Raw genomic sequence first — 15496 nt, forward strand, 5'->3', positions numbered from 1 at the left:
AAGCGCGTGGCTCAGGAGACGCCCAGCTCCTTGGCGTTCTTCTTCAGGTCCTCGAGACCACCGCACATGAAGAAGGCCTGCTCGGGGAAGTGGTCGTACTCGCCGTCGCAGATCGCGTTGAACGCGGCGATCGACTCGTCGAGCGGCACGTCCGAACCGTCCACACCGGTGAACTGCTTCGCCGCGTGGGTGTTCTGCGACAGGAAGCGCTCGACGCGACGGGCACGGTGGACAACGAGCTTGTCCTCCTCGCCCAGCTCGTCGATACCGAGGATCGCGATGATGTCCTGGAGGTCCTTGTACTTCTGGAGGATCCCCTTGACGCGCATGGCGGCCTCGTAGTGGTCCTGCGCGATGTAGCGCGGGTCCAGGATCCGGGACGTGGAGTCCAGCGGGTCCACGGCCGGGTAGATGCCCTTCTCGGAGATCGGACGGGAGAGAACCGTCGTCGCGTCGAGGTGGGCGAAGGTGGTGGCCGGGGCCGGGTCGGTCAGGTCGTCCGCGGGGACGTAGATCGCCTGCATCGAGGTGATCGAGTGACCACGCGTCGAGGTGATGCGCTCCTGCAGCTGACCCATCTCGTCGGCCAGGTTCGGCTGGTAACCCACCGCGGACGGCATACGGCCGAGCAGGGTGGACACCTCGGAGCCGGCCTGGGTGAACCGGAAGATGTTGTCGATGAAGAAGAGCACGTCCTGCTTCTGCACATCGCGGAAGTACTCCGCCATGGTCAGACCGGCCAGGGCGACGCGCAGACGGGTGCCCGGGGGCTCGTCCATCTGGCCGAAGACCAGGGCGGTCTTGTCCAGAACGCCGGACTCCTCCATCTCCTGGATGAGGTCGTTGCCCTCACGCGTACGCTCACCGACGCCCGCGAAGACGGAAACGCCTTCGTGGAGGTTGGCGACACGCATGATCATTTCCTGGATCAGAACGGTCTTGCCGACACCGGCACCACCGAACAGACCGATCTTTCCACCCTTGACGTACGGGGTGAGAAGGTCGACGACCTTCAGGCCGGTCTCGAACATCTCGGTCTTGGACTCGAGCTGGTCGAAGGCGGGGGCCTTGCGGTGGATCGGCCAGCGCTCGCCGACGTTGGCGTTCTCCTCCGGGAGGTTCAGCACCTCACCGAGGGTGTTGAACACCTTGCCCTTGGTGAAGTCGCCGACCGGGACGGAGATGCCCGCGCCCGTGTCGGTCACCGGGGCCTGGCGGACCAGGCCGTCGGTGGGCTGCATGGAGATGGCGCGGACGATGCCGTCGCCGAGGTGCTGGGCGACCTCGAGCGTCAGCGTCTTCTTCTTGCCGTCCTCGGCCGGGTCCGCGACCTCGACGGTCAGCGCGTTGTAGATCTCCGGCATCGCGTCGACGGGGAACTCCACGTCGACGACCGGGCCGATGACCCGGGCGACGCGGCCCGTGGCGGCGGCCGTCTCAACAGTGGTCGTCATTACTTGTCACTCCCCGCGGTCGCGTCGGCCAGGGCGCTGGCGCCACCGACGATCTCGCTGATTTCCTGGGTGATTTCGGCCTGGCGGGCCGCGTTGGCAAGTCGGGAAAGCGTGTTGATCAGCTCGCCCGCGTTGTCGGTCGCCGACTTCATCGCCCGGCGACGGGCCGCGTGCTCGGAGGCGGCGGCCTGCAGCAGGGCGTTGTAGACCCGGCTCTCGACGTAGCGCGGCAGCAGGGCGTCGAGGACGTCCTCCGCCGACGGCTCGAAGTCGAACAGCGGCAGGATCTCGCCCTTGCCCGTCTCCTCCGTGCCCTTGTCGAGGCTGAGCGGCAGCATCCGGTTGTCCACCGGCGTCTGCGTCATCATCGACACGAACTCCGTGAAGACGATGTGCAGCTCGTCGACGCCACCCTCTGCGGTGTCCTGCTGGACGGCCGCGATGAGCGGCGCGGCGACCTTCTTGGCGTCCGCGTAGCTCGGGCTGTCGGTGAAGCCGGTCCACGACTCCGCGACCTTGCGCTCGCGGAACCCGTAGTAGGCGACACCCTTGCGGCCGACGATGTACGTGTCGACCTCCTTGCCCTCGCCGCGCAGCCGCTCGGTGAGCCGGTCGGCCTGCTTGATGGCGTTGGAGGAGTAGCCGCCGGCCAGACCGCGGTCGCTCGTGACGAGCAGGACCGCGGCACGGGTCGGGGTGTCCGCCTCCGTGGTCAGCGGGTGGTTGGTGTTCGATCCGGTCGCCACCGCCGTGACCGCGCGGGTGAGCTCGGTCGCGTACGGCGTGGAGGCCGCCACCTTGCGCTGCGCCTTGACGATGCGCGAGGCGGCGATCATCTCCATCGCCTTGGTGATCTTCTTCGTCGCGGTGACGGACCGGATGCGACGCTTGTAGACCCGGAGCTGCGCTCCCATGAGTCAGGTCCCTTCCGTCGTCACTTCGAGGCGGCCGGGGCGTCCTCGGCAAGGAGCTTGCCGTCCGACGTCTCGAACTGCTTCTTGAACGCGGCGATGGCGTCGCCGACGGCCTGGAGGGTGTCGTCCGACATCTTGGCGCCCTCGCGGATGGAGGTCATCAGGCCCTTGTGGTCGCGGTGCAGGTAGTCCAGCAGCTCGCGCTCGAAGCGGCGGATGTCGTTGACCGGGACGTCGTCCATCTTGCCCGTGGTGCCGGCCCAGACGGAGACGACCTGGTTCTCGGTCGCCATCGGCTGGTACTGCGGCTGCTTCAGCAGCTCGACCATGCGCTTACCGCGCTCCAGGGCGGCCTTCGACGCGGCGTCCAGGTCGGAACCGAAGGCGGCGAACGCCTCCAGCTCGCGGTACTGGGCGAGGTCCACGCGGAGACGGCCGGAGACCTGGCGCATCGCCTTGTGCTGGGCGGAGCCACCGACACGGGAGACCGAGATACCGACGTTCAGGGCCGGGCGCTGACCGGCGTTGAACAGGTCGGACTCCAGGAAGCACTGGCCGTCGGTGATGGAGATGACGTTGGTCGGGATGAACGCCGAGACGTCGTTGGCCTTGGTCTCGACGATCGGCAGACCGGTCATCGAGCCGGCACCCATGTCGTCGGAGAGCTTGGCGCAGCGCTCCAGCAGACGCGAGTGCAGGTAGAAGACGTCACCCGGGTAGGCCTCACGGCCCGGCGGACGGCGCAGCAGCAGGGACACGGCGCGGTAGGCGTCGGCCTGCTTCGAGAGGTCGTCGAAGACGATGAGGACGTGCTTGCCCTCGTACATCCACTGCTGACCGATGGCCGAGCCGGTGTAGGGCGCGAGGAACTTGAAGCCGGCCGGGTCGGACGCCGGGGCGGCGACGATGGTCGTGTACTCCAGGGCGCCGGCCTCCTCCAGCGCGCCGCGCACGGACGCGATGGTGGAGCCCTTCTGGCCGATGGCGACGTAGATGCAGCGGACCTGCTTCTTCGGGTCGCCCGAGCGCCAGTTGTCGCGCTGGTTGATGATCGTGTCGACGGCCAGGGCGGTCTTGCCGGTCTGGCGGTCACCGATGATCAGCTGACGCTGGCCACGGCCGATCGGGGTCATCGCGTCGACGGCCTTGTAGCCGGTCTCCATCGGCTCGTGCACCGACTTGCGCTGCATGACCGTGGGGGCCTGCAGCTCAAGGGCGCGGCGGCCGCTGGTCTCGATCTCGCCGAGGCCGTCGATCGGGTTGCCGAGCGGGTCGACGACCCGGCCCAGGTACCCCTCGCCGACGGCGACGGACAGGACCTCGCCGGTACGGGTGACCGACTGGCCCTCCTCGATGCCGCTGAACTCACCGAGGACAATGGCACCGATCTCGCGCTCCTCGAGGTTGAGGGCGAGGCCGAGGGTGCCGTCCTCGAACTTCAGCAGCTCGTTCGCCATGGTCGAGGGCAGACCCTCGACCTTCGCGATGCCGTCGCCGGCCAGGCTGACCGTACCGACCTCCTCGCGCGAGGCCGCGTCCGGCTTGTACGACTGGACAAAGTTCTCCAGCGCGTCCCGGATCTCCTCCGGCCGGATCGTGAGCTCCGCCATCTGGGTTCCCTGCTCTCCTTGTTGGGCCCGAAGTATCTTTGGGGGATCTGGGGGCTCCCCCCAGAACTTCTGCATCCTGTGCACGGCCCAACCGGGCCGTAGGTAACGCTTGTTGAGTTGGTGGCCTCAGCCGGCCAGCCGCCGGGCCGCCTCTGCGAGACGGTTCACGACGGTGCCGTCGATGACCTCGTCGCCGACGCGGACCGTGATCCCGCCGAGGACCGTGGGGTCCACGTCCAGGTTCAGGTGCATCTGCCGGCCGTACAGCTTCGCCAGTACGGCGCCGAGGCGCTGCTTCTGCTGGTCGGTGAGCGGCACCGCCGAGGTGACCACCGCGACCATCCGGTCCCGGCGCGCCGCGGCGAGCTTGGACAGGGAGTCGAGTCCCGCCTCCAGGCTACGTCCCCGCGGCTGCGTCACAAGACGCACGACGAGCCGCTCGGTGGCCGGATTGGCCTTGCCGCCGAGCAGGCTGCGCAGCAGCTCGCCCTTGGCGGACGCGGTGGCGGCCTTGTCGGTCAGCGCGGCCCGCAGCTCGGTGCTGGACGCGACGATCCGGCCGAACCGGAACAGCTCGTCCTCGACGTCGTCCAGCGCGCCGGCCTTCTGCGCCGCGGAGAGGTCGGCGGTGTTCGCCAGCGCCTCCAGCGCGTCGACCAGGTCGCGCGAGTACGACCAGCGGGAGCGGACCATGCCGGAGACCAGGTCGACGGCTTCCCCGCCCACCTGACCGCTCAGCAGTCGCGCGGCCAGCTCGGCCTTGGCCTCGCCGGCCTGCGCCGGGTCGGTCAGGACCCGACGCAGCGATACCTCGCGGTCGAGCAGCGCGGTGACGGCGGCCAGATCGCCGGCGAGCTTCGCCACGTCGACCGACGTGTTGTCGGTCAGCGCGTCGAGACGCTCGCGGGCGGCGGCCAGTGCCTCGCGGCTCGCTCCGTTCATCGGGCGGCCTCGGCCTTCTCCTCGAGCTCGTCGAGGAAGCGGTCGATGGTGCGGCTCTGGCGGGCGACGTCCTCGAGGGACTCGCCGACCAGCTTGCCGGCCAGGTCGGTGGCGAGCTTGCCCACGTCCTGGCGCAGCGCGGTCGCCGCGGCCTTGCGGTCGGCCTCGATCTGGGCGTGGCCGGCCGCGATGATCTCCTCGCGCTGGCGCTGGCCCTCCGCCTTCATCTCCTGGATGATCGCGGCGCCCTGCTCCTGCGCCTCCTGACGCAGCCGCGCGGCCTCGTGACGGGCCTCGGCGAGCTGAGCCTTGTACTGCTCCAGCACACTCTGGGCTTCGATCTGGGCCGACTCGGCCTTCTCGATGCCGCCCTCGATGGCCTCGCGACGCTCGTCCAGAACCTTGTTGATGTTCGGGAGGAGCTTCTTGGCCAGGAAGCCGAAGACGATGACGAAGGCGATCAGGCCGATGACGAGCTCGTCGAGATGCGGGATCAGAGGAGGCTGGGGCTCCTCCGCTGCCGCAAGGAACAGAGCGTTCACATCAGTGCCTTCCGTGAAAGGGGTTGGTCTGCCGGTCCGGATCAGGCGGACGGGTAGACGAAGCCCATGACGATGCCGATGAGGGCGAGCGCCTCACAGAAGGCGAAACCCATGATCTGGTTGGTACGGATCAGACCGGCCGCCTCGGGCTGGCGGGCGAGGGCCTGGGTGCCGTTACCGAAGATGATGCCGACGCCGACGCCGGGGCCGATGGCCGCGAGGCCGTAGCCGATGGAGGCGACGTTTCCGGTGACAGCGGCGAGGTTGTCGAGAGCGGACATGCCGGTTCTTCCTTCTCTTTCAAGGATCCGGTGGGGGTTGGCCACCGGACGTCTGGTGGTTTGGGGTGGCGGGGGGCCGGGCCGATCAGTGGTGCTCGGCGAGCGCGCCCTGCACGTAGTTGCAGGCCAGGAGGACGAAGACGTACGCCTGGACGGCCTGGATGAAGAGCTCGAAGGCGGTCATCACGACGACCATCACGAACGACGTGGCCGCGTAGGCGATGCCGATGCCGTTCAGCAGGTACCAGCTCGCCAGCGAGAACATCACGATCAGCAGGTGACCGGCGAACATGTTCGCGAACAGTCGCACCGCGTGCGTGAAGGGCCGGATGATCAGGTTCGAGAAGAACTCGAGGAACACGATCAGCGGCAGAATCGCGCCGAGCGACTTGTCGTAGCCGGTGATGTTCTTCCAGCCACCCACGAAGCCGTGCTTCTTGAAGGTGAGGCTGACCCACATCACGTAGACGATCAGGGCGAGGCCGGCCGGGAAGGCGATCAGCGAGGTGACCGGGAACTGGGCGAGCGGAATGATCGACCAGAGGTTCATGACCCAGACGAAGAAGAACAGCGACACCATGAAGGGGACGTACTTCTCGCCGTCCTTCTTGCCGATGATCTCGTAGACGATGCCGCGGCGCACGAAGTCGTACCCGGCCTCGCCGACCATCTGGAGCTTGCCCGGGACGAGCTTCGGCTTCGCGAAGGCGGCCCAGAAGAACCCGACGATCAGGATCGAGCCCAGCAGGGCCAGCAGCATCGGCTTCGTGAACTCGAAACCGCCGATGTTGGCGATGGGCTCGTACATGAACGTGTGGAGGCCCGGCGCCGGGAAGCCGCATCCGGTGAAGATGTGACAGCTCGGGTCGAAGGCAAGCGTCTGGTCAGCACTCACCGCGGGCTCCTTCAGCGTGGCGCATAGGTACGGCAACCTCGTTGTGTCGGCGCGGCATGGAGCCGCGGTTCGGCACTGGACTGGTCTTACGGATAAGGGGGCGGCGGTTCGGCGTCGAGCCTCGCGCTGGGACAGGCGTCAGCTCGGATGCCCGCGCCCGCAGTGCCGCAGTTGGCACCGGACGATAGCAGCATCTCGAACGCGCATTTATCCCGGCCCTACCTCTCACGTCGTGGACCCCGATTTCTCGGGCTCGACGTAGAGGACCTTGGCTTTCATGTACGCACGCGCCTGCGCCGCGACCCAGACGACGGTCGTCGCGAGCAGCGTGAGACTGAATGCCTTGAAGTCGAAGAGCGTGGTGCCCTTCAGCAGGCTCAGGAAGATGAAGAGCACCAGCAGCTGGGCCGTGTACAGCATGAGGCCCATGGCCTGGAAGAGCTGCGGCATCGACTTTGCCGTCCGCTGCAGCACCACGAGCCCGATGCCCATGAAGAAGACGACGACGAGCGTGCCGGCGACGGCGCCGATGGCTCCCTCGCCACCGGCGACCACGCCGCTGACGACGGTCGCGATGGCGCCGGCGGCAACGGCTGGTACGGCGGTGTGCAGGAGGGTGCGGGCGTCGTTGGACGGCATGGCGGCATCTCCGCTTGCTGGTGGGGGCAGTGGTGTCGTCATGGACGAGCGTAAGCCCGGTCCGAGGTGGGTCTCGGGGCCCAGGAACCGTCGCACTACGGTCCCTCGACTGTGTCGCCGGGTACTCGTGAACGGTATCACAAACTATTTGAATAGGTCTTTACTCAGAGGTGTGCCAACTCTCACACATGAGAGTGACACCGCGCGTGTGTGCGCGACAGCGCGCCCTTATGGGTGGTAATGGGCGCATCCGCGGCTTTCGTCAACCGCGCGTTCCGGCCTTCCGCCGGTCGGGCAGGGTGGAACGGGCGCCCAGCGCGGTCGCTCCGTTGACACCCGCCGGGACGGGCACCCGCTCCTCGCCCCCCTCCTCGTACGCGACCGAGGGCAGCGGTTCCACCGCCGGCTTGCGGCGCCGGTAGCGCGGCGGAACGAACGACTCCGCCCAGCGCGGGGCGCGCGGCGTGAAGCGGGGCAGCAGCAGGAGCACCAGGCCGATCGCGGAGAGCGCGACGATCACCAGCACGATCCACATCGACGCCGAGTGCACCGAGTAGGCCAGCGTGCCGAAGGCGATCAGCGCCGACCAGAAGTACATGATCAGCACGGCGCGGCTGTGCGAGTGCCCGATCTCCAGCAGCCGGTGGTGCAGGTGCCCCCGGTCCGCGGCGAACGGCGACTGGCCGTTCCAGGTGCGGCGCACGATGGCGAGGACCAGGTCGGCCATCGGGATCGCGATGATCGTCAGCGGCAGCAGCAGCGGGATGAAGACCGGCAGCGCGGCGTGCGTGGCCTGGCGGGTCGAGCCCTCGAAGATCTTCAGCGCGTCGGGGTCGACCTGGCCGGTGATGGAGATGGCGGAGGCGGCGAGGACGAGGCCGATCAGCATCGAGCCGGAGTCGCCCATGAAGATCCGCGCCGGGTGCATGTTGTGCGGCAGGAAGCCCAGGCACATGCCCATGAGGATCACCGCGAAGAGCGTCGCCGGGGCGGCGGCCTCGATCGTGTACCCGAACCAGATCCGGTACGCGTAGAGGAAGAACGCGGCCGCGGCGATGCAGACCATGCCGGCCGCGAGGCCGTCGAGACCGTCGACGAAGTTCACCGCGTTGATGGTGATGACCACCAGGGCGACGGTCAGCAGCGTGCCCTGCCACTGGGTGAGCGCGACCGTGCCGACGCCGGGGATCGGCAGCCACAGGATGGTCAGACCCTGCATCACCATCACGCCCGCGGCGATCATCTGCCCGCCGAGCTTGATCAGCGCGTCGATCTCGAACTTGTCGTCCAGCACGCCGATCAGCCAGATCAGCGCGGCGCCCGACAGCAGGGCCCGCGGCTCGTTCGACAGCTCGAAGACGCTGTTGAGGTTGTGCAGGTGGTCCGCGACGAGCAGGCCGGCGCACAGCCCGAAGAACATGGCGATGCCGCCGAGCCGCGGCGTCGGTTCTCGGTGTACGTCGCGGGCACGGATCTCCGGCATCGCGCCGGCCGCGATGGCGAACTTCCGCACCGGACCGGTCAGCAGATAGGTCACCGCGGCCGTGACACAGAGCGTCAGCAGGTAATCACGCACGGGCTGCCCCACAGGAATCGCTGGCCATCTCAGCCCCACACCCTAGTCCCGATGGCCCTGTGCTTGAGGACACGCGGGCGGCGGCTACGGTTCCACGGCCCCGCTTCTACCCCGGATACGGGGGAAATCCTTCGGCGAGTTCACGCACATCGGAGCGGACGCGCGGCGCCTTCTCGGCGTCGTCCGCCCGCAGCGCCGCCGTGAACAGCGCGCCGATCCGCGCCATCTCCGCGGTGCCCATCCCCTGCGTCGTCACGGCCGCCGTGCCGAGGCGGATGCCGCGCCCGTCGCCGTACGGCAGGGCGCAGGTGTCCAGCACGATGCCGCAGGCCGCCAGGCGGGCCTTGGCGACGCGCCCGTCCACGCCCAGGGGCGTGGCGTCGGCGGAGATCAGGTGGGTGTCGGTGCCGCCGGTGGTGACGGCGAACCCCTCGGCGGCGAGCGCCTCCGCGAGCGCCCGCGCGTTCGCCACGACCCGCCGGACGTACGCGCGGTACTCGTCGGTGGCCGCCTCCGCGAACGCCACCGCCTTCGCCGCGATCGTGTGCATCTGCGCGCCGCCCTGCGTGAACGGGAACACCGCCCGGTCCATCCGCTCCGCGAGCTCCGCGCCGCACAGCACCATGCCGCCGCGCGGCCCGCGCAGCACCTTGTGCGTGGTCGCGCAGACGACGTCGGCGTACGGGACGGGGCTGGGCGCCACGCCGCCCGCGACCAGCCCGATGGGGTGGGCGGCGTCGGCGATCAGGCAGGCCCCGACCTCGTCGGCGATCTCGCGGAAGGCCGCGTAGTCGAGGTGCCGGGGGTACGAGATCGAGCCGCAGACGATCGCCTTCGGCCGGTGTTCGTGGGCGAGGACGCGGACCTGGTCGTAGTCGACGAGCCCGGACTCGGCGTCGACGCCGTACGGGACGAAGTCGAACCAGCGGCCGGAGAAGTTGGCCGGTGCGCCGTGGGTGAGGTGCCCGCCGTACTGCAGGCCCATCGCCAGGACGGTGTCCCCAGGCCTCAGCAGCGCCGCGTACGCCGCGAGGACGGCCTGCGAGCCGGAGTGGGCCTGGACGTTCGCGTGGTCCGCCCCGAAGAGCGCGGTGGCCCGCTCGACGGCGAGCCGCTCGGCGGCGTCCGCGAACTCGCAGCCGCCGTGGTAGCGGGCGCCGGGGTAGCCCTCGGCGTACTTGTTGGCGAGCGGCGAACCGAGGGCGGCGAGCACGGCGGGCGAGACGAAGTTCTCGGCGGCGATCAGCTGCAGCCCGTCGGCCTGCCGCCGCGCCTCGCCGGCCAGTACGTCGGCGATCTGGGGGTCCTGCCGGCGCAGGGCGTCGGCATCCGGGCCGTACGCGGCGAGACGCGCGTCGGCGGCGGCAGCAGCGGTGACCGGCATCTGTGGCTCCAGGCGTGGGCGTGCCCCCGTATCCAGGCTCCAATGTAGGCCCGCGCCCCGCTCGGCGCCGCGTGAAAGGCCCGCGAGAGCGCCTCAGCGCGGCGTCGGCACCCCCACGAGGCCGGTCAGCGCGGCGTCGGCACCCCCGTCAGCGCCGTCACCACCGGGTCCAGCGCCTGCTGGAGCCCCTTTCCGACGCGCCCCTCGCGCTGCTCGGCCCAGGGGGCCTCGCATGCTTCGGGACGCTGCGCCGGACTCCGTCCGGCGGGAGATCCGGTCAGCGCGGCGTCGGCACCCCCACGAGGCCGGTCAGCGCGGCGTGGGCACCCCGGTCAGCGCCGTCACCACCGGATCCAGCGCCTGCTGGATCTCGTCGCCGATCGAGCGGAAGAACGTGATCGGCGCCCCGTACGGGTCGTTGACCTCGTCCGCCTCCGCGCTCGGGGCCAGCAGCCAGCCGCGCAGGGCCGCCGCCGCGCGGACCAGGGCGCGGGCGCGTTCGACCACGCCGTCGCTCGACGGGTCGGGGAGCGTGGCCGGGTCTATCGCCCGCACCAGGCGGGTGAACTCCTTCAGGGTGAAGGTGCGCAGGCCCGCGCTGTGGCCCATCGAGATGACCTGCGCCCGGTGGTCGCGCGTCGCCGTGAGGACCAGGTCCGCGCGGATGACGTGCTCGTCGAGCAGCTCGCGGCCGACGAAGCCGCTCGCGTCCGCGCCGAAGTCGGCGAGGACGATCTCGGCGTTGGCCTCCATGGGGGCGCCCTCGTGGCCCCAGGTGCCGGCGCTCTCCACGACCAGGCCGCCGCCCAGGGGGTCGCCCAGGCGGTCGCAGAGGAAATGGCGGGTCAGCCGCTCGGTGATGGGCGAGCGGCAGACGTTGCCGGTGCTGACGTGGAGGATGCGGAAGGTGTCGGTCTCCGTGCCGCCTATGCCACGCCCCTCAGGGGCGGTCAATTGGCCACCTCGAGATCGGGTACCACCTTGCGCAGCTCGTCCGCGGAGAGCGCGCCCGCGCGCAGCAGGACCGGGACCTTGCCGGTGACGTCGACGATCGACGACGGGACGTTGCCGGGCGTCGGGCCGCCGTCCAGGTAGACCGAGACGGAGTCGCCGAGCATGCCCTGCGCGGCGTCGCAGTCCTCGGGGGACGGGTGCCCGGTGAGGTTCGCCGAGGAGACGGCCATCGGGCCGACCTCGGTGAGCAGCTCGATGGCGACCGGGTGCAGCGGCATCCGGATCGCGACGGTGCCGCGGGTGTCGCCGAGGTCCCACTGGAGGGACGGCTGGTGCTTGGTGACCAGGGTCAGCGCGCCGGGCCAGAAGGCGTCGACGAGCTCCCACGCCTGCTCGGAGAAGTCCGTGACCAGGCCGTGCAGGGTGTTGGGCGAGCCGATCAGGACCGGGGTCGGCATGTTGCGGCCGCGCCCCTTGGCCGCCAACAGGTCGGCGACGGCCTCCGCGCTGAAGGCGTCCGCACCGATCCCGTACACGGTGTCGGTGGGCAGCACGACGAGCTCGCCGCGGCGGACGGCGGACGCGGCCTCACGCAGGCCGGTCGTGCGGTCGGTCGCGTCGTTGCAGTCGTATCGCCGAGCCATTTAACGGGCCTCCTCGTACACGTACACGGTCTCGTGTGTCATGGCGTCGCCTTGCGCGCGGTCGCGAAGCGCGGGCGGTTGTTCAGGTCCGGGTGGTCGGCAGCGTCCGTCCAGCCGGCTTCCTCGTTGAAGATCCACGGCACCTGGCCGCCCTGGGTGTCGGCGTGCTCGATGACCACGAGGCCGCCGGGACGCAGCAGGCGGTGGGCGGTGCGCTCGATGCCGCGGATGGTGTCGAGGCCGTCCTCGCCGGAGAAGAGCGCCATCTCCGGGTCGTGGTCGCGGGCCTCGGGGGCGACGTACTCCCACTCGGTGAGGGGGATGTACGGCGGGTTGGAGATGACCAGGTCGACCTGGCCGTCGAGCTCGGGGAGGGCGGACAGGGCGTCGCCGTGGTGGACGGTGACCCTGGACCCCTCGGCGTTCTTGCGCGCCCACACCAGGGCGTCCTCGGACAGCTCCACGGCGTGCACGCGGGAGCGCGGCACCTCCTGGGCCATGGCGAGGGCGATGGCGCCGGAGCCGGTGCACAGGTCGACGATGAGCGGCTCGACGACGTCCATCGCGCGGACGGCGTCTATGGCCCACCCGACGACCGACTCCGTCTCCGGGCGCGGTACGAAGACGCCGGGGCCGACCTGGAGCTCCAGGTAGCGGAAGAAGGCCCGTCCGGTGATGTGCTGGAGCGGCTCGCGGGCCTCGCGCCGGGCGATGGTCTCCCAGTAGCGGGCGTCGAAGTCCGCGTCCTTGACGGTGTGCAGCTCTCCCCGCTTGACGCCGTGCACGAACGCGGCGAGCTCCTCGGCGTCGAAGCGCGGTGAGGGTACGCCGGCGTCGGCCAGCCGCTGGGTGGCCTGGGCCACCTCGGCAAGCAGCAGAGTGCGGGGGCCTGGGGGTCGTCCCCCAGAATGTCGCTGCACGCTGGTCCTCCGTACGGGGATGTGTCTTACGCGGCCGCGGCGAGCTTCGCCGCGGAGTCGGCGTCGACGCAGGCCTGGATCACGGCGTCCAGGTCGCCGTCGAGCACCTGGTCCAAGTTGTACGCCTTGAAGCCGACCCGGTGGTCCGAGATGCGGTTTTCCGGGTAGTTGTACGTCCGGATCTTCTCGGACCGGTCGACGGTGCGCACCTGGCTGCGGCGCGCGTCCGCGGCGTTGCGCTCGGCCTCCTCCTGGGCGGCGGCGAGCAGCCTGGAGCGCAGGATACGCATGGCCTGCTCCTTGTTCTGGAGCTGGCTCTTCTCGTTCTGGCAGGAGGCGACGATGCCGGTCGGCAGGTGGGTGATGCGGACGGCCGAGTCGGTGGTGTTGACGGACTGGCCGCCGGGGCCGGAGGACCGGTAGACGTCGATGCGCAGGTCGTTGGCGTGGATCTCGACGTCGATCTCCTCGGCCTCCGGGGTCACGAGGACACCGGCGGCGGAGGTGTGGATGCGGCCCTGCGACTCGGTGGCCGGCACGCGCTGCACGCGGTGCACGCCGCCCTCGTACTTCAGGCGCGCCCAGACGCCCTGGCCGGGCTCGGTCGCGCCGTTGCCGCCCTTGGTCTTCACGGCGACCTGGACGTCCTTGTAGCCGCCCAGCTCGGACTCGGTGGCGTCGATGATCTCGGTCTTCCAGCCGACGCGCTCGGCGTACCGGAGGTACATGCGCAGCAGGTCGCCGGCGAAGAGGGCGGACTCGTCGCCGCCCGCGCCCGCCTTGATCTCCAGGATGACGTCCTTGTCGTCGCTGGGGTCGCGCGGGACCAGCAGCAGGCGCAGCTTCTCGGTGAGCTGCTCGCGCTGCTTCTCCAGCTCCTTGACCTCGGCGGCGAAGTCGGGGTCGTCGGCCACGAACCCCTTGGCCGTCTCGATGTCCTCGCCGGTCTGCTTCCAGGCGCGGTAGGTGGCGACGATCGGGGTCAGCTCGGCGTAGCGCTTGTTGAGCTTGCGCGCGTTGGCCTGGTCGGCGTGGACGGAGGGGTCCGCGAGCTTCTTCTCGAGGTCGGCGTGTTCGCCGATCAGTTCCTCGACCGCCTCGAACATCGGTGCTCCTGGTTTTCGTACGCGGGTTGGTGGCTGCTGCGGGAGTGAGACGGCAAACGCCGGTCCCGGCCGCCCCTCGCCGGGGCGGCCGGAGACCGGCGCAGGGGCTCGCTACTTGGCGGAGCCGGCAGCCTTCTTGCCGAAGCGGGCCTCGAAGCGGGCCACACGGCCACCGGTGTCGAGGATCTTCTGCTTGCCCGTGTAGAACGGGTGGCACTCGGAGCAGACCTCGGCACGGATGTTGCCGCCCTGGATCGTGCTACGGGTGGTGAACGACGCGCCACAGGTGCAGCTGACCTGCGTCTCGACGTACTCGGGGTGGATGTCGCGCTTCAAGGTGTCTCCTAGTTTCGGGAGGGCGCCGGGTCGCACGGGCGGGATGCGCGTGCGTGAACCGGGGCCGACGTACCAGTCTGCCAGGACCGGCCGTATCTCCCAAAACCGGGGTGGGTCCGAATCTATTCCGGAGCCGTTCCCGAGCCGGTCCGGGCTACTCGACCACGCCCTGGGCCGTGCCCGTGGCGGCGTCCTTCGTGGCGGACGCGGGGATCGGCCGGTCCTGCCGCAGGGCGGTCCACACCTGCTGGGACTGGGCCTGGAGCGGGACGACGCGGTTGAGGTCGGCGGGGTCGTACCGCACCGGCAGCGTGATCATGTGGACGTCGTCGGGGCCGAGCTGCTGCAGGCCGCGGGCGAAGCCGACGAGCTCCTTGACGGTGTCGAGCTCCGCGTCGGGCGTGATGGCCTTGGTGGCGGTGTCGGCGAGGCCCCAGAGCTTCTGGGGGCTGGTGAAGACGCCGACGCTCTTGACCTGCTCGATGAAAGCCTTGATGAACGCCTGCTGGAGCTGGATGCGGCCGAGGTCGCTGCCGTCGCCGACGCCCTTGCGGGTGCGTACGAGGCCGAGGGCCTGCTCGCCGGTCAGGGTGTGCGTGCCGGCCGCCAGGTCGAGGTGGCTGGACGGGTCCTTGATCGGCTTGGTGGTGGTGACCTCGACGCCGCCGAGCTCGTCGATGAGCTTCTTGAAGCCGGTGAAGTCGACCTCGATGTAGTGGTCCATGCGGATGCCGGACATCGCCTCGACGGTCTTGACCGCGCAGGCCGGGCCGCCGACCTCGTACGCCGTGTTGAACATGGCCTTGCGCTGCCCGGGGACGGCCCGGCCGGTCTTGTCGGTGCAGTCGGGCCGCTCGACGATCGTGTCGCGCGGTACGGAGACGACGCTGGCCTTCCGGTGGCCCTCGTGGACGTGGAGGATCATCGCGGTGTCGGAGCGGGCGGCGCCCTCGTCGCGGCCGTAGGCGCCGTTGGCACCGGCGCGGGTGTCGGAGCCGAGGACGAGGATGTCCATCGAGCCGTTGTCGACGTCCTCGGGGCGGTCGTCGTCGCGCAGCTGGGCGTTGATGTCGACGCTGTCGATGTTGCCGTTGAGGGTGACGTAGCCGTAGGCCAGTCCGCCGCCGCCGACGACCGCCAGTCCCGCCGCCGACCAGGCGGCGACGCGGACCGCCCTGCGGCCCTTGGCGGGCGGCTTGCGGCGGCGTCCGGTGGCGCGTATTCGGCTGTGGCTGCGGTCCTGCTGGGCCATGGGTGTCCTCGGTCTCGTGGTCTTCGGTCTCCCGTCCTCCCCCTGCC

General features: G+C 69.9%; 16 protein-coding genes. All 16 read right to left on the reverse strand.

What is annotated here, in order from left to right; translation table 11 throughout:
• Positions 1 to 11: 11 nt before the first annotated feature.
• Positions 12 to 1454 carry a F0F1 ATP synthase subunit beta gene (gene atpD / locus ABZX67_RS22475; protein ID WP_355362861.1) on the reverse strand — a complete coding sequence of 481 codons (1443 nt, stop codon included), beginning with the start codon at positions 1452 to 1454 and terminating at the stop codon, positions 12 to 14.
• Positions 1454 to 2368: a F0F1 ATP synthase subunit gamma gene (locus ABZX67_RS22480; protein ID WP_355362863.1), complete on the reverse strand. Its 915-nt coding sequence runs from the start codon at positions 2366 to 2368 to the stop codon at positions 1454 to 1456. Before ABZX67_RS22480 ends, atpD begins: the two co-directional genes overlap by 1 nt.
• A gap of 20 nt (positions 2369 to 2388) precedes the next feature.
• A complete protein-coding gene (gene atpA / locus ABZX67_RS22485) occupies positions 2389 to 3978 on the reverse strand; it encodes a F0F1 ATP synthase subunit alpha (protein WP_355362865.1) in 1590 nt (529 codons plus the stop codon).
• A gap of 126 nt (positions 3979 to 4104) precedes the next feature.
• Complete coding sequence (locus ABZX67_RS22490; RefSeq protein ID WP_355362867.1) at positions 4105 to 4920, reverse strand: F0F1 ATP synthase subunit delta; 816 nt, start codon at positions 4918 to 4920, stop codon at positions 4105 to 4107.
• Entirely contained in the window at positions 4917 to 5462 is a 546-nt protein-coding gene (locus ABZX67_RS22495) for a F0F1 ATP synthase subunit B (protein ID WP_031073811.1), read from the reverse strand. The genes ABZX67_RS22490 and ABZX67_RS22495 overlap by 4 nt, the downstream gene beginning before the upstream one ends.
• Positions 5463 to 5503: 41 nt before the next feature.
• Entirely contained in the window at positions 5504 to 5743 is a 240-nt protein-coding gene (atpE, locus tag ABZX67_RS22500) for an ATP synthase F0 subunit C (RefSeq protein WP_031073813.1), read from the reverse strand.
• Positions 5744 to 5828: 85 nt separating this feature from the next.
• Positions 5829 to 6638 (reverse strand): F0F1 ATP synthase subunit A, encoded by an 810-nt coding sequence (gene atpB / locus ABZX67_RS22505; protein ID WP_355362870.1) that lies wholly within the window; start codon positions 6636 to 6638, stop codon positions 5829 to 5831.
• 225 nt (positions 6639 to 6863) lie between these two features.
• Positions 6864 to 7277 (reverse strand): hypothetical protein, encoded by a 414-nt coding sequence (locus ABZX67_RS22510; protein WP_355362872.1) that lies wholly within the window; start codon positions 7275 to 7277, stop codon positions 6864 to 6866.
• 262 nt (positions 7278 to 7539) lie between these two features.
• Entirely contained in the window at positions 7540 to 8853 is a 1314-nt protein-coding gene (locus tag ABZX67_RS22515; RefSeq protein ID WP_355362874.1) for an MraY family glycosyltransferase, read from the reverse strand.
• Between the two features lie 106 nt (positions 8854 to 8959).
• Positions 8960 to 10237: a serine hydroxymethyltransferase gene (gene glyA / locus ABZX67_RS22520; RefSeq protein WP_355362876.1), complete on the reverse strand. Its 1278-nt coding sequence runs from the start codon at positions 10235 to 10237 to the stop codon at positions 8960 to 8962.
• Between the two features lie 309 nt (positions 10238 to 10546).
• Positions 10547 to 11191 (reverse strand): protein-tyrosine-phosphatase, encoded by a 645-nt coding sequence (locus ABZX67_RS22525; RefSeq protein ID WP_355362878.1) that lies wholly within the window; start codon positions 11189 to 11191, stop codon positions 10547 to 10549.
• Complete coding sequence (locus ABZX67_RS22530) at positions 11188 to 11835, reverse strand: L-threonylcarbamoyladenylate synthase (RefSeq protein ID WP_355362880.1); 648 nt, start codon at positions 11833 to 11835, stop codon at positions 11188 to 11190. Before ABZX67_RS22530 ends, ABZX67_RS22525 begins: the two co-directional genes overlap by 4 nt.
• A gap of 38 nt (positions 11836 to 11873) precedes the next feature.
• Positions 11874 to 12755, reverse strand: a complete 882-nt coding sequence (gene prmC, locus ABZX67_RS22535; RefSeq protein WP_355362882.1) for a peptide chain release factor N(5)-glutamine methyltransferase — start codon at positions 12753 to 12755, stop codon at positions 11874 to 11876.
• 26 nt (positions 12756 to 12781) lie between these two features.
• Positions 12782 to 13861 carry a peptide chain release factor 1 gene (gene prfA, locus ABZX67_RS22540; RefSeq protein ID WP_355362884.1) on the reverse strand — a complete coding sequence of 360 codons (1080 nt, stop codon included), beginning with the start codon at positions 13859 to 13861 and terminating at the stop codon, positions 12782 to 12784.
• Between the two features lie 111 nt (positions 13862 to 13972).
• Positions 13973 to 14197 (reverse strand): 50S ribosomal protein L31, encoded by a 225-nt coding sequence (gene rpmE / locus ABZX67_RS22545; protein ID WP_355362886.1) that lies wholly within the window; start codon positions 14195 to 14197, stop codon positions 13973 to 13975.
• A 154-nt stretch (positions 14198 to 14351) separates the two neighbouring features.
• Positions 14352 to 15449, reverse strand: a complete 1098-nt coding sequence (locus tag ABZX67_RS22550; RefSeq protein ID WP_355362888.1) for an LCP family protein — start codon at positions 15447 to 15449, stop codon at positions 14352 to 14354.
• Between the last annotated feature and the right edge of the window lie 47 nt (positions 15450 to 15496).

This window comes from Streptomyces sp. NPDC003036, from assembly GCF_040611175.1.
GTDB lineage: Bacteria > Actinomycetota > Actinomycetes > Streptomycetales > Streptomycetaceae > Streptomyces.

What these genes read in the sequence shown, in the direction of transcription:
- atpD (WP_355362861.1), bottom strand. Translation starts at nt 1,454, where the DNA reads ATGACGACCACTGTTGAGACGGCCGCCGCCACGGGCCGCGTCGCCCGG.
- atpE (WP_031073813.1), bottom strand. Translation starts at nt 5,743, where the DNA reads ATGTCCGCTCTCGACAACCTCGCCGCTGTCACCGGAAACGTCGCCTCC.
- prfA (WP_355362884.1), bottom strand. Translation starts at nt 13,861, where the DNA reads ATGTTCGAGGCGGTCGAGGAACTGATCGGCGAACACGCCGACCTCGAG.
- ABZX67_RS22480 (WP_355362863.1), bottom strand. Translation starts at nt 2,368, where the DNA reads ATGGGAGCGCAGCTCCGGGTCTACAAGCGTCGCATCCGGTCCGTCACC.
- glyA (WP_355362876.1), bottom strand. Translation starts at nt 10,237, where the DNA reads ATGCCGGTCACCGCTGCTGCCGCCGCCGACGCGCGTCTCGCCGCGTAC.
- ABZX67_RS22530 (WP_355362880.1), bottom strand. Translation starts at nt 11,835, where the DNA reads ATGGCTCGGCGATACGACTGCAACGACGCGACCGACCGCACGACCGGC.
- ABZX67_RS22490 (WP_355362867.1), bottom strand. Translation starts at nt 4,920, where the DNA reads ATGAACGGAGCGAGCCGCGAGGCACTGGCCGCCGCCCGCGAGCGTCTC.
- ABZX67_RS22510 (WP_355362872.1), bottom strand. Translation starts at nt 7,277, where the DNA reads ATGCCGTCCAACGACGCCCGCACCCTCCTGCACACCGCCGTACCAGCC.
- atpA (WP_355362865.1), bottom strand. Translation starts at nt 3,978, where the DNA reads ATGGCGGAGCTCACGATCCGGCCGGAGGAGATCCGGGACGCGCTGGAG.
- ABZX67_RS22550 (WP_355362888.1), bottom strand. Translation starts at nt 15,449, where the DNA reads ATGGCCCAGCAGGACCGCAGCCACAGCCGAATACGCGCCACCGGACGC.